Source organism: Chryseobacterium camelliae (genome assembly GCF_002770595.1).
GTDB classification, from domain to species: Bacteria; Bacteroidota; Bacteroidia; order Flavobacteriales; family Weeksellaceae; genus Chryseobacterium; species Chryseobacterium camelliae.
Map to the genome: position 1 here is coordinate 766054 of NZ_CP022986.1, position 20142 is coordinate 786195.

Here is a 20142-nt window from a genome sequence, read left to right on the forward strand (position 1 = left end):
TATTTTTTAACATACTTTTGCCGTGAATCATTACATTTGTTTTTTTCAAACAAAAACAGGTATTAATGGGTCATCTTTTTAAGAGAAAAGTTTATTCTGAGACCGATACATCCACTCATTTATCGAGGGTTCTGGGTGTTTGGGACATCGTCTTTTTCGGCATTGCAGCCATCATCGGAGCAGGGAGTTTCAGCAGTCTGGGAGAAGCTGTTTTCCGAGGAGGACCCGGAGTAATCCTACTTTATCTGATCTGCGGTTTTGCCTGTGGATTTACAGCCCTCTGTTACGCAGAATTTGCCAGCAGGATCCCTACGGCAGGATCTGCCTATACCTATGCTTATGCCAGTTTCGGTGAGCTGATTGCCTGGATCATCGGCTGGGCACTGATTATGGAATATTCTTTCGGAAATATATATGTGGCCTTCTCCTGGTCGGATTACTTTACCAGCTTTCTGGAACGCATGGGCATGCACATCCCGGATTATATGACCTGCAGCTATACCGAAGCCAAGAAGGCATTTATGAACGGCTCCGAAAACCAGGAATTGATTAATGCCTGGAAGACCGCACCGCTGATCGGGAGCCTGAAATTCATTGTGGATATTCCTGCACTGGTTATTAACGGTCTGATTACCTGGCTGTGTTACGTAGGAGTAAAAGAGAGCAAAAATTTCAACAATGTCCTGGTGATCCTGAAACTTGCCGTGATTATTCTTGTCGTACTGGTAGGTTTCGCCTACATCAACACCGATAACTGGACACCGGTAAATCCGCAGACCCATGTGGAATCCTTCATGCCGAACGGCTTTGCAGGCGTCATGAGTGCCGTTTCCGGAGTTTTTTTCGCCTATATCGGGTTTGACGCGCTGAGCGTACTCTCGGAAGAGACCAAAGACCCTCAGAAAACCCTTCCGAAAGGAATGATTATCTCTCTTGTTTTATGTACTGTCATTTATATTGCCCTCACTCTGGTATTAACAGGAATGGTTGATTACAGGAAGTTTGACGGTGTAGGTGATCCCCTGTCCTTCATTTTTGAACAAGGAAATGCCAATGTAGCATGGATGGAGCTGACCGTTTCATTTGTTGCGATTGTTGCCATTACTACCGTATTGCTGGTATTCCAGATGGGACAGCCGAGAATCTGGTATGTGATGAGCCGTGACGGACTGATGCCTAAGAAATTCCAGACCGTGCATCCTAAATATAAAACACCTTCCTTCGCAACAATCATTACGGGAATTGTCGTTGGAGTACCGATATTGTTTACCGATAAAAGCTTTATCCTTGACTTTACCAGTATCGGAACCATATTCGCTTTTGTACTGGTGTGTGCGGGCGTGCTGATGCTGCCTGCGAAACAGAAGATCAAAGGCCGGTTCCATCTTCCGTACATCAACGGCAGGTTTCTATTCCCGGTGATCTTTATCGGCGGGCTGATTGGCTTTTATATCCTGCAGCCATCTTTCTTTGAAAACCTGATGGACTGGAAAGATCCTGCTGAAGGCGAATTCAGGGCCTCGATATTTTTCTTTATCCTGATCAACCTGGTGCTGTGTGTTATTGCATTTGTAAAAAAACTTTCGTTAATCCCTCTGATCGGCTTAAGTTCATGCCTGTACCTCCTGACAGGGATGAGCCATGACAACTGGTTCTGGTTCGGGCTTTGGTTTGCCATTGGGTTGGTTATTTATTTCTGCTACGGATACCGGAACAGTAAACTGGGCAAACAGTCTTAAAAGGCCATCGTTACCGATGGGTATGCAACGGTATTTTTATTGAACTGATTCGTCTTTTGGCTGACTTATTGCACTGGTAGTTCATAATTATAATACTAGTGTCATGTCCGCAAGAATACAAACCTATAAAGAGTTTTACCAGTTTTACCTCTCTGAGCACCATAAAACCGGTACAAGGATATTCCATTTTATCGGAATACTGCTGGTTTTCTTTGTGATCGCTTATGTCATCAGCTCAGGAAAAGAGCGGTTTTTATGGTATGTCCCGATTTTCGGATACGGGTTTGCATGGTTCAGCCACGCAGTTATTGAGAGAAACAGACCTGCTACATTTAAATATCCTGTCTGGTCCCTGATTTCAGATTTCAGGTTGTTTTTTGAACTGCTGATCGGAAAACAGAAATTCAATGCCGGTCACGAAATCCCAAAAGATACGGTAAGGCATGTTGAAGCCTATGCTGATTAAGACGCATTACATTAATAAATATAAGATATTCCGGTTTTGCTTTGCAAACCCGGAATATTTGTTTAAAAGCATTTTTTCATCGGACATTTAAGCTGGCATAGTAACTTCTGTTGCAAATACAGGCCAATTAATACCGCTCCTTTATGCGCCTATGCAGGTTAGCAGTATCCTTAACCAATCTCAAAAGAACATAGAAGGCTGACCAACAGGCCAGCCTTGTGTATTATATGCTATAGGATTAACGCCTTATCAAATCTATAGCTTACTTAAAACGCTTTTTAAAATTGAACTTCAGCATATTCATGAATCCGGGTTCGATAATATCCAGCCCTAATCCGAAATTACTGTCTGCTACCGTATGGTGGGCTTTTCTGAATTCTTCGAAATCTTCGGCAGGAATTTCAACATTAACAAGCGGCTGGTATTCTATGAATACGGTACCGCCGTTCTTACTGATATTTTTGCGGCTGGTATAAGTGAAATACGGGTTATTGATATTGCTTTCCTGTACGGTATATTTTTCTTCCGTATCAATCTTCTGATCGGTAGAGAGATGGATTTCATACTTTTCACTATCGAAATTATGCCAGAACAGGAAATCCTTATGCGTATAATCCCTGACGGTGGATTTAGTTACACTCCGGTCAAAGTACATCAGAAAACGGTTGTTCTGCGCATCGGTAAAATAAGGGTTATCGATGGTTGCGGTATACCGGATCTTCAGTTCGTTCTGCACTTTATCGTCACTGACGATATCGATTGCAGCATCACGAAAAATACCTCTTACATCTGTCCCGTTGCGGTCACCGGAGTAATTGAGGGTATAAAACAGGGAGTTATTCCAGGAATCAATGATTTCCCTTTTATTGGTGTGCTTGAAATACCTTCTTAAGCTGTTGGCGCGGTTTCCCCTGTAAATAGTATCCATTTTTAATGTTCCCGTATTGCCCTGAACGCTGAAATCCACTTTTTCATCAATGCTGTAATACGGGAAACGGTAAGATTTCCTCTGCTGAAGCTCCAGTCCGGGTTTCACTTCCAGATAATACAGGAAGTAGATAAACCCTCTTTTTTCAATCCTTCCGAATTCATCCCGCATCGTCGCATCCACAAAATAATCTTCCCCTTTATAGCTGATTTTATTGATGACATGGTTGAAGGAAAGCAGGGACGGCAGGTAATATTTCATATAGTAGTCTACCCGGAAATTTACCAGGACCACGGATGATTCCACACCGATGTAATCAAGAATTACCTTAAGAAGCACGGATTTGGCCTTGCAGTCGCCCTGTTTGTTCTGATACGTAATAGCAGGATCCTGCGGCCAGTGCCCATTCATTTCATCGGCATTGAAGATATAATAGATGTTGTTCTGTACATATTCGATGGCAAACTGCAGCTTTTCATCCAGGTCAGTGATGGCATCCAGTTTCTGTACAAGATCCGGAGCAAATGCTTCCAGGGATGCAGTATCAAAAATGTCCTGGTAAATGCCGGCAATATAACCTGACAGGTCTTTCCACGAATTTTCCGTCGCAAAATCAATAAACGGAAAAATTTCCCTTCCTGAATCTACCGTATTGATGTAATCCTTTTCCTCAAAGGTAAAACGAGCTCCTTTTTCGAGCCGGTTAAGTTCAGGCTCGGCGACCTGGCCCTGTTCATCCCGGAAGAACATTTTTTTATAGGCTACCGGTTCTTCACGTTCATTAATGAAGGTAAATTTATAACTTCCATATCCCCAATAATTGTCCGGACTTACCCAAACATATTTTGAGAACTTTTTACGCATAAAATCACGTTCTGTGAATACTTTGACTCTTGAGTCTTCAAGGATCAGGATATCATACAGCCTGAGGTCCCTGATGGTAACATTGATTTTTTTATTGCTGCTCAGGATTCCCCCGCTGCTTTCATTCTCGCTGTCCAGGACTTTGATCTTCGTGTCCGGGATCTTATCGATCAGAACTCCGTCCCTGAGTACGCTGATCCTGTGGATCTGGTATACTTCGTTTTCCTCTACCACGATCTCCATCACCGAAGCCCTTTCAAGGTTGGACGGTTCATTCAGCGTATAGGCCATGCAGCTGTATTCACTGTTCTCCTGATTGGTGGTATAGTGAATCCTGTTGAGGAAATAACAGTAATCCCTACCTTCACCCATCTGCTTCTGCGCAAAGTCAGAATCTCTGATCGCCGCTGCAATTTCCTGATCTTCCATACTTCCCGCCCACACTGCAGGTTTCACAATGCTGTAATTTTCCGCCACCATTTGATTTTCCATAATAGTTGATTCTTGTTGATGTTGATTTTAAACTATTAAATTACTTAATAAAAAAATACAAACCAAATACCAACTGCGGTATCTTATGAAAAACTGATGATCATCATGCCCAAAATGATCATCCGGACCGTTTCAATTGATATATGTACAAATCAGTTTCAGATATGGGCGGGGAAAGGGTCATCAAACGCCCTATCCTGCTCAAACAGGTACTTTTCATCCTCTCGCAACAGGCAGTTTTCCAGATCGGCAATCATTTTTTGCGGGTTCAGATCCTGGCCGATGAATACCATTTCATTCTGCCGGTCGCCCCAGTCTTTGTCCCACCTGCTTTCTATGAATTCCTGATTTTCTGCGAAAGAAGCATACCTGGCGCGTTGGCTCATCGGCATGCTGCACCACCATACGCCTGCTTTCTCCAGCCGGAAAGACCCGCCTGCCTGCGAAAAGTTCAAGGCATCCTCCGGCCTGGAAGCCAGCCAGAAAAGCCCTTTAGCCCGGATGACTCCTGTAGGATACTCACTGTTCAGGTAGTTCCAGAAACGTATGGGATGGAATGGTTTTTTATGCCTGAATACAAAAGACCCTATTCCATATTCCTCTGTTTCAGGTGTGTGATGGTCTTGCCGGAGTTCTTTTTGCCAGCCGGCCGAATGCTGTGCCGTTTCAAAATCGAACAGCTCCGTATTCAGGATTTCTTTCGGGTCTATCTTTCCGAATTCTGATTTGATGAATCTTGCACCCGGATTGAGCTTCCTGAGGGCAGCCTTAAGAAAATCCACCGTTTCTCCGTTTACCAGATCGGTTTTATTAAGGATGATCACATTGGCAAACTCCACCTGGTCGGTCAGCAGGTTGACAATAGTCCTGTAATCCCCTTCCATATCAGTCAGGTCCCGGTCCATCAGCAACTCATCCGAACCGAAATCCTTAAAGAAATTCAGGCAGTCGACTACCGTTACCATGGTATCGATATAACTGAACTTTGACAGGTCGATCCCACTCTCATCATCGATATACGAAAATGTCTGGGCAATGGGAACCGGTTCAGCGATTCCGGTTCCTTCAATCAGCAGATAATCAAAACGGTTTTCACGGGCCAGGCGCTCTACTTCCAACAGCAGGTCGTCCCGCAGCGTACAGCAGATGCAGCCATTGCTCATCTCCACAAGCTTTTCTTCTGTCCTTGATAGCGAATTCTCATTTTTAACAAGTCGTGCATCAATGTTCACTTCGCTCATATCATTGACGATAACGGCAACTTTCAGGTTGTCCTTATTATGGAGGACATGATTGAGCAGGGTTGTTTTTCCAGCCCCCAGGAAACCGCTCAGTACGGTTACAGGAATTCTTTTTTGCATTTTTGAGGTTGATTTTCTATTTAACAATGATTGACTGATCAAAGACACAGGAAGAATTCAGGATATCCAGATCCATTTTGTCCGAACTCTTAAGCATCCCGACCAGGCCAATTCATGGCAAAAATAAAAATTAATCTTCTTTAATGCAATAAAGTTGCAATAAAATTAATACATTAAAATGAGTTTCTATCAGATAGAAAAATTATATCTGAATGATGTTTTGTTAATAAAGAAAGAATTGTACGCACTAACGAAAGAATTTTCGAAGGCGAAGGCAAAAGTAAGGTCATAATCCGGTTCCGGTATATTGAACCGGACTATCCCTTTTTCCATAAATGAAAGGTTTCTCTCTGTTTACCGCTTTCCAGGATCAGCGCTTTTCGCGGAAACTGATCCCTATGCAGTTTTGAGCAGAACAGAAGCTAGTCTTGATCGGAAATATCTGTCAGTTCACTGAAGTAATGCTGAATAGCGGTCATATGTACGTCATACTCAATGATGGTGCAGATTGTATCGTTCTAAAGTCCAGTTCTTCTTCAGCATTATAAACAGCAGAATTCCGTATTATTTTTCATAGTCTTTTTTCTCCGGTGCAGGATAGTTGCCTTTGCTGGCCTCTCCTACTGTGGTGGCAGTAGTCATCGCCACGACCAGGTCATTCAGCATATTGCTGGCCGCTGTAGGTGAATTCGGAAGCAGCACCAGGTTGCTTCGGCTGCTCGCACCCACTGCCTGTAAGGTATCATAATGCTGCGTTACGAGGATTAATGCAGAGGCTTCATGTGAATTGATGTTGACGCTGTTCAGTACGCGTACGGATTCTTCAAGACCTCTGGCAATTTCCCGGCGCTGATCAGCAATCCCCTGCCCCTGAAGTTTTTTCGATTCAGCTTCCGCCTTTGCTACAGCTACAATCCTGATTCTTTGGGCTTCAGACTCATATTCTGCGGCTGTTTTTTCCCTTTCCGCAGCGTTGATCCTGTTCATGGCATGCTTTACCTGCTCATCAGGATCTATATCCGTTACGAGGGCCTTGATGATATCATACCCATAACTCTGCATCGCATCCTGCAACTCGCTTTTCACGGCAATGGCTATATCGTCCTTTCTTACAAAAACATCATCCAGCTTTGTTTTCGGGACTTCAGCACGTACCACATCAAATACATACGATGTGATCTGGTTTTCAGGGTTTTCCAGGCGGTAGTAGGCATCTTTCACGTTTTCCCTGATCACCTGGTACTGGACGGAAACTTTCATTTTGATGAAAACATTGTCCAGGGTTTTGGTATCGATGATCACATCCAGCTGCTGGATCCTCAGATTCAGCCTTTTGGCGATCTGGTCAATAATCGGGATCTTAAGGTGCAGGCCGGAATGCCGTACGGCCAGGAATTTTCCGAAACGCTCCACAATGGCTGCCGTTTCCTGCTTTACCACGAAAAAAGAAGCAAAGAAAATAATGAGTCCGAAGAAAAAGACGGGTACTAAAAGGTAAGTCATAGTTTAAATTTTGGATTAAAATATTGTATGCTCCCTAAAGATACCCATTTTATTTTAAAACTTAGACTGTCATCCCGATATCGATCCCTTTGATTTTCCGGTACAGGTCGGTAGCATAATTATCGGTCATGCCGGAAACAAAATCGACCACTCCAAGCACCTTCTGGTAATCCGTGCCTTCCTGGTAAATAAATTGTTTCGGAATCAGCTTCAGGGCTTTTGTATCATAGGACTTCAGCTGGTGTGCAGGCTTAACGATTGACGGGATAAAATGATCCAGCAGTTCATACATAACATTATAGCCGGCATTCTCAATTTCCACCACTGCTTTGTGGTTGTAAATCTTTTCAATGGAGAAGCTTTCAATGTCTTTCAGGCTGTTGTTCTCACATTTATACATATCCAGCAGGGCTTTATCCAGTGTTCCGGACAGGATCGCATCAAAGTTCTGTCTATAGCTTTCAATGGATTTGTTAATCAGTGCATTGATGACCTTTGCACGCAGATAGGAAATCTGTTCATTCTCATTGGAAATGGAGCTCAGCTTGCGCTCTATTCTTGCTGCATCATCAGTTTCAGATTTCACCAGTTCAAAAAACAGGTTTTTACAGTCGGCGGTAGAAACGATACCCAGGCGATGGGCATCTTCCATATCTATAATATTATAACAGATATCATCTGCCGCTTCCACCAGCCATACAAACGGATGCCTTTTAAAAATGTAGGGTTCTTCATTTTCGGTGATGAGATGAACGGCTTTGGCTATATCGAGGAATATCTCTTTTTCATTCTGGAAAAACCCGAATTTTTTCCTGTGCAGGATCTTTTTGTCCCGTGCCACTGCCTCACAGGGATATTTGGCAATACTGGCCAGTGTGGCAAAAGTCAGCTGGATCCCGCCGGCATCTTTACCCTGCTGTTGCTGCCCCAGCACCCTGATCGCATTGGCATTCCCTTCGAAATTCACCAGATCTGCCCATTCTTTCTCTGAAAACAAAGGCTTCAGGCTGTTTTCATTGCGTTCAAAATAACTCGCAATCGCATCTTCACCGGAATGCCCGAATGCAGGATTGCCCACATCATGGCAAAGGCACCCCGCAGCGATGACGTTCCCTAAATTATGAAGGTAAAAGCTTTTGGAATCTTCGGTAAGCTCAGAAGCATAATGTTCAGCGATGAATTCCCCGATCACACTTCCCAGGCTCCTTCCCACGGAAGATACTTCCAGTGAATGGGTAAGGCGGTTATGCACAAAGACACTCCCCGGTAACGGGAATACCTGTGTTTTGTTCTGCAGCCTCCTGAAAGGGGATGAAAAAATGATCCTGTCAAAATCCCTCTGAAAGTCTGTTCGGGATGCTTTCGTATGCGGATTATTGCCGGTGCGCTGATTGGTGAAAATCTGGTTTAAATTCATCATTGTTCAAAAATACTTTAAATTTTATTGTTACGGAACACTATTTGACTATTTGTAGAAAAACCAGATCATGCCCGAAGGTCCTACCATACTATTAATGAAAGAATGCCTGCAGCCCTTTAAAGGTAAAACCGTTACCGATGCGGGCGGCGATGCAAAATTTGATAAAGAACCCTTAACAGGGCAGACTTTACAGGATATCAGAACGTTCGGGAAGCAGACCTACCTTGTATTTGATACCATGGTCGTGAGGATCCACCTGCTGATGTTCGGCTCATTCAGCATCGATGAGCAGATCCGGCCTGATGCACGCCTAAGGCTGTCTTTATTTTTCGGGAAAGATTCCATGTACTTTTATACCTGCTCCGTAAAATTGGTCGATCCGGAATTTCTGGATACGATAGACTGGGAAGCGGATGTAATGAGCGATTCATGGAATCCTGCAAAGACCAAAAAGAAACTGAAGTCCAATCCGGACATGATGGTCTGTGATGCGCTGATGGACCAGGACATTTTTTCAGGCGTAGGCAACATCATTAAGAATGAAGTGTTGTTCCGCATCGGTGTACAGCCTGAAAGCCTGCTGGGAAAGATGCCTGATAAAAAACTGAAAGAACTGATGGAAGAGGCCCGGAACTATAGCTTTGATTTCCTTCGCTGGAAAAGGGATTCTGTCCTGAAACAGCATTGGCTCGCGCATACCAAGAAAACCTGTCCGATCTGCGGTGGAAAAATGATCAATAAACAGACCGGTTTAGGAAAGAGAAGGAGTTTCTACTGTGAGAAAGATCAGAAGCTTTATCATTGAATCTCCATCTGATGTATCAGTTGTATAGTACTTTATATTTCACTTCATAATTAACCGTTTACAAAATCAGATCAGCACAATATATCTGGTCTATATATCAGTGTGTTCCCATTTTTGAAAACAGATGAATGATGATCACGCCAATAATAATCAGCGCCATTCCTATAATGGCAGGCCCGTCGGGAATTTGCTTGAATGCAATAATTCCGATAACGGTAATCGCTATAATACCCACTCCTGACCAGATGGCATATGTAATTCCCACCGGAATATGCCTGAGCGTAATGCTCAGGAAATAAAATGCTGCAGAATAGCCGACAATCGTTACTACAGAAGGCAGCAGCCTGGTAAACTCTTCCGATTTCTTAAGAAATGTTGTGGCTACAATCTCGCACACAATAGCCAGCAACAGATATACATAACTTTTTCCCATATCAGTTTTCTTACTGACAAAAATAAGCAATTCCGACAGCAAATGCTGTCATAATGCGTCTGACGGCCATTTTTGCACCTTTATTCCCGTTTACTGTCAGGACAAAGAACAATAAATTTTGTTCATATGGAACCTAAAACATGATTTTTATCAACCTATAACGATGTAATTTATTGAAATCTGCCGGATTTGAGATTTATCAATTATCAAACAGAGTCTGTGAAAGTTTTAACAGATCAATAATTTTTACAGATAAGACAATAAAAGTATATATAATTTCTTAATAATACATTAAATTAATGTAAACAAAATGCACTGCATATTAACATTACTATAGTGTAATAAACTGATATACATCAGCATTATACGTTTTGGCATCCCATTTGAAAGTTGTAGTTTTGTCATTGAAAAAATGATAAAAAAAAGTCAAATAATTAAAAATTAATCAAAATGATCACTTACATCGGAATCGCAACTTGTTTAGTAGTTTTTGCTTCTTATTTTACTACCGTAAGAAGAGAAAGAAACTAGTGAGCTGCTCTTGAGCCTTCTTAAGAGCCTCCATATGAAATTATATTGTTAATGTTTTAGCCTTTACGGAGGCTGCTCTTTTACTCAGGGAGTAAAAGAGCATACAAAACATTGCAAAAGACCCATACAGAACAATTTTAATTTTTATAGCCGTAAGGTCGGATCCCAGGTCCGGCTTTTTTTATTTCCCCTTATCTTTGTACACCAATTTATTTTTACTTAATGAACCTGTACAATCTTATCATCCAGGACAAGGAAGAGATCGCATTAGATGAAGTATTCCTCAGTGAAGGCAATCATCATCAGTTCCGGCAGCTGATCAAGGAACACACTTATATCAATGAGCTCCGGGAATACGGGCTCCCTGTCAACACCAAGGTACTCCTGGAAGGAAGTTCGGGCTGCGGGAAGACGATGACGGCAAAAGCGATTGCCCATGCCCTGGGAAAAAACATTATTATCCTTAACCTGAGCAATATTGTTTCCTCCAGGATCGGTGAAACTTCCCAGAATATTAAAATGATTTTTGACAAAGCAGCACGGGAAAGGTCTGTCCTGTTCCTCGATGAGCTGGACCAGATCGGGAAAGCAAGGGGAAGTGATGATAAAGATGTCGGCGAAATGAGGCGGCTGGTCAATACACTGCTCCAGCTGATCGATTATTACCCGGACAATGCCTTGCTGATCTGTGCGACCAACCACGCTGAGATCATAGACACCGCCCTGCTGAGGCGCTTTCAGCTTAAAATCAGGTATGAACTGCCATCAGAAGCATTCCTGGACCGTTATTATGATCACCTCCTTACGCGATTTCCGGAAGACCTCAGAGCTGTAGACCGTACATACGGTATTTCTTTCGCTGAAGCTAAAGATTACGCGCTGACCATGGTTAAAGGCAACCTGATCCGGAAGCTGGAAGAAAATACAAAGGGTTAATTCCGCTACTTTTCTGAGATTCTGATCGATCGGGATATTTTTGGTTTAAAACTCTCATATAGGGTCTGGCCAGGTGATCTTTAGGTAGCCACAAGCCTGCATTTATCTGTATTTCCTACTTTTTATATCCGTACTTTTACGGCTGCTTATAACAATTGAAATGAAGACATTACTAAAATATTTGAGGCCCCATCAATGGCTGCTGATCTTATCCTTACTTTTGGCAACCGTGAACCAGGTATTTTCCCTGTTTGGCCCTGCCATTACCGGAAAGATCCTGGATCAGCTGGTGACGCATCCTAACTTTTTCGATAAGGAAAAAACTCTACCCAGAAGCCTGAATGATTACCTGTACGGTACGGATATCTATCACGGTGTATTTTATTTCCTGGGGCTTCTGATTGCCACAGCCATGGTCAGCAGGATTGCCAAAGCCTTTCAGGATTATGTGGTGAATGTGATTACCCAGAAATTCGGGGCCAGCATTTTCACAGACGGACTCAAGCATTCAATGGCACTTCCCTATCAGGAATTTGAGGACCAGCGAAGCGGGGAAACGCTTTCCGTACTGACTAAAGTAAGGGAAGACGGTGTAAAATTCATCACCAATTTTATCAATATCTTTTTCGGGATCCTGGTAAGCATCATCTTTGTCTCTATTTATGCCATCCGCCTGCACTGGTCAATTATGCCGGTCTATGTGGTAGGGATTTTCCTGATTGCCTTTATCACCAACCTGCTGAGCAAGAGGATCAAGAACATCCAGAAGACCATAGTTTCTGAAACCACCGCGCTTGCCGGAAGCACCACTGAGAGTCTGCGGAACATAGAAATCGTAAAAAGTTTAGGGCTGACCCAGCAGGAGATCAGGCGGCTGAACAATAATACCTACAAAATCCTCGGTCTTGAACTGAGGAAAGTAAAAAGCATCCGGTCTTTGAGTTTCATCCAGGGAACCATGGTGAATTTCCTGCAACAGCTGATCACCCTGACTTTGCTGCTTCTGATTTTCAAAAACATCGTGACGCCGGGAGAATACCTGTCGCTGATGTTTTACGGTTTCTTTATTTTCGGGCCGATGCAGGAAATCGGGAATATCATTATTTCTTACCGTGAAGCAGAGGCATCGCTGAATAATTTCGACCGCCTCATGAAGAAAGACGTAGAGGAAAAACCGCTTACCCCAGAGAGGATCGGAGCGATCAGCGAACTTGAATTCAAAGGAGTTTCTTTTCAGCACCAGACAGCATCCTATAAAGCCCTGAATGCCATCTCCTTTAACGTAAAGAATGGTGAGACCATAGCATTCGTAGGGCCGAGCGGCTCCGGAAAAAGCACTCTGGTCAAGTTGCTGGTGGGGCTGTACCGGCCTAAAGAGGGGGCCATTTTCTATAATCATATCAACGGCAATGCATTTGATTTCGATGAACTGAGAAACCAGATCGGTTTTGTTACCCAGGATACCCAGCTTTTCGCGGGGACGATCAAGGAGAACCTGCTATTCGTCAATCCGGATGCTACAGAAGCAGATCTTCAGCTGGCCCTGGAACGGTCCAGCAGTACTGCGCTTATTGAAAGGGCTGAGAAAGGCATTGATACCGTTATCGGAGAAGGAGGACTGAAACTAAGTGGAGGCGAAAAGCAGAGGATTGCTATTGCCAGGGCTCTGCTCAGAAAGCCACATCTCCTTATTTTTGATGAAGCTACTTCTGCCCTGGACAGTATCACCGAAGAAGCTATTACCTCTACCATTAAAGACATCTCCCGGGAAAAAGACCAGATCACCGTGCTGATTGCCCACCGCCTCAGTACCGTTATGCATGCAGACCGGATCTATGTGCTTGAACGCGGGCAGATTATTGAAACGGGATCCCATGAAAACCTGCTGGCTTTAAACGGGCTGTATTATGCCATGTGGCGGCAGCAGATTGGGGAACGGAAGACTTCAGGTCCGGGTGCTGATCAAACTGTGACACTGTAACTTGAAATTAAAAATATTGCAAACGCCGGACGTATTGTCCGGCGTTTGCAATATTTATGCATCATCACTGATCATCAGCTTTTGTTTTCTACCATTCTTTTCCATCGGGAAACCGTATTCCTGCTGAGCCTGAAATGGGCTGCAAGCTGCATGTTGTTAAACCCGGATTCTTTCTGAAACTGCAGAATATCCCTGATGGCTTTTAAATCATAGGCCTTGAGTTTCTGGTTATTCCTTACCTGTTCGGTATCCGTTTTTTCTGAGAGGATTTCATCCAGCCGGATGACATCCATAATCTGTATCTGCTTTTTGCTTAAAATAGGCTGGCAAAGCTGTTCTTTATCAGGATATTTCAAAGCGATCATATCACGATAGATCTTCTTGTAGTCAGGTGTATTTTTCATCTTCTATACCATATTATTTGTTTTTACTGATCCATTTGTACAATGTGGTTTTGGGAATTTTGTACTCCTGTATCACCTGATTAGGCGTCTTTTTTCCGGTCTGAATCTGTTCAAGGATAAAGCTGATTATCTGTTGGGTGTAAATGTTCTTCCTGAACACGGGCAGACCCGACTCTTCAGTGTTGCGCGAAGCATTTTTCTTTTTATCGGCTCCGGATGGCGGAGCATACAGGATAAGGTGTTGGCTGTACAGCCTGAAGAAATCATATTCCAGAAGCTTGCTCCAGCGGAGCAGTATCCCGGTTTCCAGATCCGGGGAATCGTACATTGCTAAAATTTCCGCCTCTGTCTTTTTAAGGAAATTCATGATCCTGGGCATCTCTATACCACTTTCACGGACTTTCCTCACGATCAGCTTGCCGATGTGAATGTCTTTGAACATCATTTGTGTTTTTTAATGTTTAGGGATGCAAGTTAACATTTTGGCCGGCAAAACGAAAATTTTCCGGTATGATTTTACTCTTATCGCACCATCCCTACATGACCATTTTTATCAGTCCGCACGACCCAGAAATCGAATCCGCCCTGTTTATTGGTTCCTGCCTGATTGCCGGTATTGAACGATCCTTCCGCAGAAAAGCCTCCGAACAGATAGCCATCAGGCGTTTCGGAAATGCTGTAGAGGAAATCATCGGCAGCACCTCCATACCTCTTCTGCCACTGGATGGCTCCTGAATTATCTGTCTTCAACACCCAGTAATCGTTGCCGCCGTATCCGGGAGAACCGGCCTGAAGTCCTGTGTTGGCCGAGTTGGCATCAGAGAATCCTCCGATCATATAGCCGCCGTCTGAAGTCTGCCGGATCGCATAACAATAATTAGTAGATGCACCTCCATACCTTTTCTGCCACTGAATATCGCCGGTACTGCTGATTTTAACAATCCAGTAGTCAGTATTTCCATATGGTGTAATACCAGACTGGTCACCAGACAGGCCAAGACCATAAGATGAATGCCCTGCCATGATATAACCGCCATCACTGGTTTGTCTGGCATCGTTCAGATTATCATCACCCATAGATCCGTAATTTCTCTGCCATTGTATCGCTCCGGCATTATTAACCTTTACCAGCCAATAATCCATATTTCCGTTGGTGTTTAGCCCGGACTGATTACCTCCTGCTACATTAGAATTTCCACCTATAACGTATCCTCCGTCCTGTGTTTGCTTTACAGAATACAGATAATCGTCGTTATTGCCTCCATACCTTTTTTGCCATTGAATGGCTCCTGATGCATCAGTTTTCAGTACCCAGTAATCATATCCTCCGTAATTGGTGCTTCCTGCCTGGTCTCCCGTATTCGCTGAGGCTGCCACGGAATACCCACCGATGAAAAAACCTCCGTCAGAAGTCTGGACAAGGGAATTAGCACCATTCACTACATCATCCCCTGCTCCGCCATACCTTTTCTGCCACTGGATATTGCCGGAGGCATCGGTTTTAATGAGCCAGTAATCTATTCCTCCCTTTCCTGCAGTTCCGGCTTGGTCTCCGGTAGATGCAGAACTGGCGTCTGACCTTCCCAGCATGACATATCCGTTATCGCTGGTCTGGACAATGCTGTACAGCTGGTCATCTCCGGTTCCTCCATATCGTTTCTGCCACTGGATATTGCCGGTAGTATCCGTTTTTACGATCCAATAATCCAGTCCGCCTTTGCCGGTGCTTCCTGTCTGATCCTGTGATCCGGATGATGCCGCAGCAGAATAGCCACCCATGATGAAGCCTCCGTCTGAAGTATTATTCACGGAGTACAAATAATCCTGGTCGGTCCCACCATACCTGGCCGTAACCGCATAAAAAGACATTTGCGGGCTCCCGGCCATCTGTGCTTTACTATGTGCCGTTACTGCCATTACAGCATAAAAGATACAGGTAAGGACGTATTTTTTTATCATATTATTTCTCATGTCTAGAATCCTGAAATCATATGGACATATACTGTGCTTCCCATCACCATCAACGTATACAGGGTCTCTTTATCGGCTATGGTTGCTGTATTATGCACATACTTCACGGTAAATCCCGTAGCTGTAAATGCAGAGGTTCCTGAAGCGGCTCCTCTTACGCTTAAGGTATAGGTTCCGCCATCCTTGATATTCTGAAGCGTAAAGTTCCCCGCAGAAGCCGAAGTGTACGCCAGGTTGCTTTTGCTGTAATCGATGGTCGTACTGCTTGCCGCATTGTAAGCAGACTTATTGGTGGAAGCACCGTCAATTTCAAGTCTTGAGGCAGGAGATGTGGTTCCGATCCCTACGTTGATCGCTAAAGCACCCGTACCGCCTAACACAAGGCTGTTGCTGGTGCTTACTATAGCGCCGTAACCGATCGCTGTAGCATTGGTGAGATTGTTTGCTGCTGCGTCCGCGCCGTTTCCAACAAAAGTATTGTTGTCACCGGTAGTAATCGTTTTACCAGCCAAAGTTCCTACCGCAACGTTTCTAACGCCTGTAGTATTCCCTTCCCCGGCCCGATAACCCACGAAAGCGTTGTATCCTCCCGAAGTATTAGCATTTCCGGCCCAGGTTCCTAAAAAAACATTGGCATCACCGGTGGTATTGCTTCCGGAATTATATCCCATAAGTACATTAGAGTTGCCGCCGGTATTGGAAGTCCCTGAGTAGGGTCCGACAAAGACATTGGAGCTTCCTACAGTGTTGGCGGAACCTGCGTTATTCCCTATAAAAACATTCAGGTTGCCTGTGGTAGTGGCTTTTCCGGCATTAACCCCAAGCGTAAGGTTATCCGAAGCTGCTGTCCCGATATAACCCGCTAAATTACTGTTGGTTTTGATCACAAATGAACGCGCATCAGTAGTTCCGATGAATTTTGTTCCCAAAGCATTGATCGCCGTAGCGTCAGTACCACTGTTTCCAGTCACTGCCCAGGCCGGTATGCTCTGCCATGTCGCGAGTCCGCTGGCATCGGAAGTAAGTACTTTCCCGCTTCCCTGTGTGCCATCAGCTATTTTTACAGCTCCGTTCCCTGTCCCGCTGTTAATGTCCAGCCTTACAGAAGGTGAAACGGTTCCTAAACCGACAAATCCGGCAGCCGTGACCGTAACGTCATCCGACTGCTGAAGTGCCGAAGGTATACCTGTGGAAGGGTTATTTTTACCTCCGTCAATGTGAAAGGTTCCCTGGGGATTGGTCGTATTGATTCCAACTTGGGAAAATGCAGAAATCGGTAGAGCTACCGCTACTGTGAGTAATTTTTTTTTCATTCCTGTAAGGATTAAATAAGATGCGGATGACCACTCTGATCATCCGCATTGGAAAGTTGTATTAAAGAATTATTTGTCTATGAATCCGAAAGCATTTTCAAACATATGCCCGATGACCGGGAGCGGCTTTTTCTCTTCATTGGCTGCATTGATAATGCCGATAATCAGCAGAATTAAAAAAATGATCCCGATGAAATTGATGAAACCCAGCGACGGAACGATAGCCACCACTACTGACATAAGAATATTGACGATAAAAGATACAATGAAAAGGCCCAGCCCCTGCTTCAGGTGATACACCGCCAGGTCACTTTTAGGATTCAGGTCCTTGCTTTTTACATACGCTATGATCCACCCTATGATGGTTACATAAGATAAGATTGCTACAGTTTTATTGCTCATACAATTGCTTTTATTTGCGGCAAAATTATAAAGAGCTGCAAGGAATTCTGCACGTAATTGGAATTATGGCATTTTGGATTTATATTGAGTACATATGACCTTGTGTTTTGATTATCCTGCTGCTTATCCTGGTGCATAAGCAGCGGTTTTATGAGGGTTTCGAAGATTAAGCCGTTGCTAACGGATTTATATTTTATTCCCGAAGTATATTTTTGCTTATTACATATTTCTTTATCTTTACTTTCAACCCTTCATGTCATAGCGGACAGATAATCTAAACCGAAATTAAAAATGATGCAGGAAAACAGTAATCTCTATACAAGCAGCAGAATAGAAGCCCCGGAAGAATTCAGTGATGTTTTTTCGCACTTTTACCAGGCACAAAATACTTCTTCTGAAAGTATCTCAAAGATGCTGCTGCCGTCATTCCAGACCATTCTGATTTTCAGTTTCGGATTACAGCCAACGATGATTCATACCTTAACTGATACCCGGATAGATATTGAACGTTGCCTGGTTTTAGGCCCGGTTAAAAAGGCATTCCGGTATTCCCTTCCTCCAGGTTCGAATATTCTTGTTGCCAATTTTAAGAATGATGCTTTCTTCCGTTTCTTCGGACAGGCTGTTATTGCGGAACATTTTTCTGTCCATCCGGACCATCTGCTGGGAGAAAACTGCTTTACCGATTTATGGACCGAACTCAGCACCCTGAAAGATACTCACGAAAGAATCCATTATATCCTTGAATACTGCAGACCATATATGAGACCCAGAAATACCGTTGCAGAAGCGCTGTCTGATTTTAGTCATGAAAGCCTTAATCCGGTTAAAGCGGTGGCATCCTTACAAAACCAGACGGAAAGAACGGTACAGCTCAGCCATAAAAAATTCCTGGGCTACACTGCTAAAGAAGCCAACCGTTACCGCAGATTCCTGAAAGCGGTTATGCACATTCAGGATGTATTGGAAGCCTCGGGCAAAGTTGAATGGTTTGATATTATTTCCGAATGCAGCTATTATGATCAGAGCCAGCTTATCCATGATTTTAACCACTACCTCCACATCAGCCCTACCAGGTACCTGAAGTTTCAGGAGGACATCTGTATCTCCGAAAACCGGTGATTCGTTTCGTTTTCTTACAATTTTACCACCGACTGCCATTTTATCTTTGTCCTGTACAATTAAAACAGAACAATGAGACACTTAATTATTTACAGTCATCCGAATGACGAAAGTTTAAACCACCACTTTCTTAACACCGTTACAGAAATCCTGCAAACACAAAACCATGAGATTAGGATCAGGGATTTATACCATCTTGATTTCAATCCTGTCCTGTCCCGGCAAGACCTTAAGGATCAGCGGTCCGGCCAGTTGTCGGAGAATATAAAAGAAGAACAGGAGCATATTTTATGGGCAGACCATATAACCTTCATCTATCCGATCTGGTGGACCGGAATGCCTGCGATAATGAAAGGGTTCATCGACCGTGTTTTCAGCTATGGTTTTGCCTACCGTTATGATCAGGGCATCCAGAAAGGCCTTTTAAAAGGGAAAAGGGCAACCATCATCAATACACATGGAAAATCCAAGGCAGAATATGAAAGCATGGGAATGGACCGGGCGCTAAGCCTGACCTCTGACAAAGGTATTTATACGTATTGCGGCCTGGAAATTAACCGGCATCTGTTTTTTGACAGAGCGGATAAGGCCACGGAAGAAATGATTAAGGAATGGAATCGAAATATTGAGGAGGCTTATTTGAATTGATTGCTGATGATTACACCAACGAGAACCGGTGATTAACAGACAAAAGTGTAATCCTTTTCAACAAGTTCTCGATACGCGCCACTACGTTGCGCACCCGAACGGACGACGACGGAAATCTATCCCTGACCAAGATTGCGGCACCGTCAGTTCGAGTTTTTTTCGCAGCAAAGCGGAGAAAAATGTATCGAGAACCGGTGAGTATCAAAAGTGTAATTCTTTTCAATAAATTCTCGATACACTCCACTGCGTTGCGCACTCGAACGGACGACAACGGAAATCAATTTATGACAAACATTGCGGCACCGTCAGTTCGAGTTTTTTTCGAAGCAACGCGGAGAAAAATGTATCGAGAACAGGTGAGTATCAAAAGTGTAATTCTTTTCAATAAATTCTCGATACGCTCCACTGCGTTGCGCACTCGAACCGACGACTACGGAAATCAATTTATGACAAACATTGCGGCCCCGTCAGTTCGAGTTTTTTTTCGAAGCAACGCGGAGAAAAATGTATCGAGAACCGGTGAGTAGCAGACAAAAATGTAATCCTCTTCAACAAATTCTTGATACTCTCCACTGCGTCGCGCACTCGAACTGACGACGACGGAAATCAATTTATGACAAACATTGCGGCACCGTCAGTTCGAGTTTTTTTCGAAGCAACGCGGAGAAAAATGTATCGAGAACCGGTGAGTATCAAACAGAAGTGTAATTCTTTTCAACACGTTCCCGATACGCTCCACTTTCGTTCCGCAACGGAACGGACGACGACGGAAATCTATCCCTGACCAACATTGCGGCACCGTCCGTTCGAGTTTTTTTCGCAG

At 43.8% G+C, this 20142-nt stretch carries 17 protein-coding genes; 7 read left to right on the forward strand and 10 right to left on the reverse strand.

All coding sequences use genetic code 11. The annotated features are described in order from the left end of the window. Window positions 1-65: 65 nt before the first annotated feature. Together CGB83_RS03535 and CGB83_RS03540 are read left to right on the forward strand one after the other, a co-directional pair. Window positions 66-1739 carry an APC family permease gene (locus CGB83_RS03535; protein WP_100074549.1) on the forward strand — a complete coding sequence of 558 codons (1674 nt, stop codon included), beginning with the start codon at window positions 66-68 and terminating at the stop codon, window positions 1737-1739. 103 nt (window positions 1740-1842) lie between these two features. Further along, window positions 1843-2205, forward strand: a complete 363-nt coding sequence (locus CGB83_RS03540; protein ID WP_100074550.1) for an Mpo1-like protein — start codon at window positions 1843-1845, stop codon at window positions 2203-2205. Between the two features lie 262 nt (window positions 2206-2467). Here the strand turns inward: CGB83_RS03540 and CGB83_RS03545 are convergent, their stop codons facing one another. The 4 genes from CGB83_RS03545 to dgt form a co-directional block, all read right to left on the reverse strand. After that, on the reverse strand, window positions 2468-4489 hold the full coding sequence (locus tag CGB83_RS03545) for a DUF3857 domain-containing protein (RefSeq protein WP_100074551.1): 2022 nt from the start codon (window positions 4487-4489) through the stop codon (window positions 2468-2470). Window positions 4490-4647: 158 nt separating this feature from the next. Continuing rightward, the gene (locus tag CGB83_RS03550; protein ID WP_100074552.1) at window positions 4648-5850 is read right to left on the reverse strand and encodes a GTP-binding protein; all 1203 of its coding nucleotides are present in this window, start codon (window positions 5848-5850) and stop codon (window positions 4648-4650) included. A 564-nt stretch (window positions 5851-6414) separates the two neighbouring features. Beyond that, a complete protein-coding gene (locus CGB83_RS03555) occupies window positions 6415-7353 on the reverse strand; it encodes an SPFH domain-containing protein (protein WP_100074553.1) in 939 nt (312 codons plus the stop codon). Window positions 7354-7414: 61 nt separating this feature from the next. Next, a complete protein-coding gene (gene dgt / locus CGB83_RS03560; RefSeq protein ID WP_100077478.1) occupies window positions 7415-8770 on the reverse strand; it encodes a dGTP triphosphohydrolase in 1356 nt (451 codons plus the stop codon). A gap of 70 nt (window positions 8771-8840) precedes the next feature. On the opposite strand from dgt, the gene CGB83_RS03565 reads away from it, so the two are divergent. Continuing rightward, window positions 8841-9578, forward strand: coding sequence for a DNA-formamidopyrimidine glycosylase family protein (locus CGB83_RS03565; protein WP_100074554.1), 738 nt, complete (start codon window positions 8841-8843; stop codon window positions 9576-9578). Window positions 9579-9675: 97 nt separating this feature from the next. Here CGB83_RS03565 and CGB83_RS03570 read toward each other — a convergent pair whose 3' ends face one another. Then, window positions 9676-10011 (reverse strand): DMT family transporter, encoded by a 336-nt coding sequence (locus tag CGB83_RS03570; protein WP_100074555.1) that lies wholly within the window; start codon window positions 10009-10011, stop codon window positions 9676-9678. A gap of 753 nt (window positions 10012-10764) precedes the next feature. On the opposite strand from CGB83_RS03570, the gene CGB83_RS03575 reads away from it, so the two are divergent. Beyond that, entirely contained in the window at window positions 10765-11478 is a 714-nt protein-coding gene (locus CGB83_RS03575; RefSeq protein ID WP_100074556.1) for an AAA family ATPase, read from the forward strand. 160 nt (window positions 11479-11638) lie between these two features. Beyond that, complete coding sequence (locus tag CGB83_RS03580; RefSeq protein WP_100074557.1) at window positions 11639-13459, forward strand: ABC transporter ATP-binding protein; 1821 nt, start codon at window positions 11639-11641, stop codon at window positions 13457-13459. A 74-nt stretch (window positions 13460-13533) separates the two neighbouring features. Here the strand turns inward: CGB83_RS03580 and CGB83_RS03585 are convergent, their stop codons facing one another. The 5 genes from CGB83_RS03585 to CGB83_RS03605 form a co-directional block, all read right to left on the reverse strand. Beyond that, window positions 13534-13863: a helix-turn-helix domain containing protein gene (locus tag CGB83_RS03585; RefSeq protein WP_100074558.1), complete on the reverse strand. Its 330-nt coding sequence runs from the start codon at window positions 13861-13863 to the stop codon at window positions 13534-13536. Between the two features lie 13 nt (window positions 13864-13876). After that, window positions 13877-14308: a transposase gene (locus CGB83_RS03590; RefSeq protein ID WP_100074559.1), complete on the reverse strand. Its 432-nt coding sequence runs from the start codon at window positions 14306-14308 to the stop codon at window positions 13877-13879. A gap of 77 nt (window positions 14309-14385) precedes the next feature. Next, the gene (locus CGB83_RS03595; protein ID WP_157761295.1) at window positions 14386-15822 is read right to left on the reverse strand and encodes a T9SS C-terminal target domain-containing protein; all 1437 of its coding nucleotides are present in this window, start codon (window positions 15820-15822) and stop codon (window positions 14386-14388) included. Window positions 15823-15836: 14 nt separating this feature from the next. Beyond that, window positions 15837-17147 (reverse strand): beta strand repeat-containing protein, encoded by a 1311-nt coding sequence (locus CGB83_RS03600; protein ID WP_100074561.1) that lies wholly within the window; start codon window positions 17145-17147, stop codon window positions 15837-15839. Between the two features lie 69 nt (window positions 17148-17216). Then, a complete protein-coding gene (locus CGB83_RS03605) occupies window positions 17217-17549 on the reverse strand; it encodes an import component protein (protein ID WP_100074562.1) in 333 nt (110 codons plus the stop codon). Window positions 17550-17840: 291 nt separating this feature from the next. Between CGB83_RS03605 and CGB83_RS03610 the strand changes: the two genes are divergently transcribed. Both CGB83_RS03610 and CGB83_RS03615 read left to right on the forward strand, forming a co-directional pair. Then, window positions 17841-18671, forward strand: a complete 831-nt coding sequence (locus CGB83_RS03610) for a helix-turn-helix domain-containing protein (RefSeq protein WP_228420073.1) — start codon at window positions 17841-17843, stop codon at window positions 18669-18671. Between the two features lie 72 nt (window positions 18672-18743). After that, the gene (locus CGB83_RS03615; protein ID WP_100074564.1) at window positions 18744-19319 is read left to right on the forward strand and encodes an NAD(P)H-dependent oxidoreductase; all 576 of its coding nucleotides are present in this window, start codon (window positions 18744-18746) and stop codon (window positions 19317-19319) included. The last annotated feature ends 823 nt before the right edge of the window (window positions 19320-20142 follow it).

Excerpts from the sequence above, each read along its gene's own strand:
- CGB83_RS03535 (WP_100074549.1), top strand. The coding sequence starts at position 66 with ATGGGTCATCTTTTTAAGAGAAAAGTTTATTCTGAGACCGATACATCC.
- CGB83_RS03540 (WP_100074550.1), top strand. The coding sequence starts at position 1,843 with ATGTCCGCAAGAATACAAACCTATAAAGAGTTTTACCAGTTTTACCTC.
- CGB83_RS03545 (WP_100074551.1), bottom strand. The coding sequence starts at position 4,489 with ATGGAAAATCAAATGGTGGCGGAAAATTACAGCATTGTGAAACCTGCA.
- CGB83_RS03550 (WP_100074552.1), bottom strand. The coding sequence starts at position 5,850 with ATGCAAAAAAGAATTCCTGTAACCGTACTGAGCGGTTTCCTGGGGGCT.
- CGB83_RS03555 (WP_100074553.1), bottom strand. The coding sequence starts at position 7,353 with ATGACTTACCTTTTAGTACCCGTCTTTTTCTTCGGACTCATTATTTTC.
- dgt (WP_100077478.1), bottom strand. The coding sequence starts at position 8,770 with ATGAATTTAAACCAGATTTTCACCAATCAGCGCACCGGCAATAATCCG.
- CGB83_RS03565 (WP_100074554.1), top strand. The coding sequence starts at position 8,841 with ATGCCCGAAGGTCCTACCATACTATTAATGAAAGAATGCCTGCAGCCC.
- CGB83_RS03570 (WP_100074555.1), bottom strand. The coding sequence starts at position 10,011 with ATGGGAAAAAGTTATGTATATCTGTTGCTGGCTATTGTGTGCGAGATT.
- CGB83_RS03575 (WP_100074556.1), top strand. The coding sequence starts at position 10,765 with ATGAACCTGTACAATCTTATCATCCAGGACAAGGAAGAGATCGCATTA.
- CGB83_RS03580 (WP_100074557.1), top strand. The coding sequence starts at position 11,639 with ATGAAGACATTACTAAAATATTTGAGGCCCCATCAATGGCTGCTGATC.
- CGB83_RS03585 (WP_100074558.1), bottom strand. The coding sequence starts at position 13,863 with ATGAAAAATACACCTGACTACAAGAAGATCTATCGTGATATGATCGCT.
- CGB83_RS03590 (WP_100074559.1), bottom strand. The coding sequence starts at position 14,308 with ATGATGTTCAAAGACATTCACATCGGCAAGCTGATCGTGAGGAAAGTC.
- CGB83_RS03595 (WP_157761295.1), bottom strand. The coding sequence starts at position 15,822 with ATGATAAAAAAATACGTCCTTACCTGTATCTTTTATGCTGTAATGGCA.
- CGB83_RS03600 (WP_100074561.1), bottom strand. The coding sequence starts at position 17,147 with ATGAAAAAAAAATTACTCACAGTAGCGGTAGCTCTACCGATTTCTGCA.
- CGB83_RS03605 (WP_100074562.1), bottom strand. The coding sequence starts at position 17,549 with ATGAGCAATAAAACTGTAGCAATCTTATCTTATGTAACCATCATAGGG.
- CGB83_RS03610 (WP_228420073.1), top strand. The coding sequence starts at position 17,841 with ATGATGCAGGAAAACAGTAATCTCTATACAAGCAGCAGAATAGAAGCC.
- CGB83_RS03615 (WP_100074564.1), top strand. The coding sequence starts at position 18,744 with ATGAGACACTTAATTATTTACAGTCATCCGAATGACGAAAGTTTAAAC.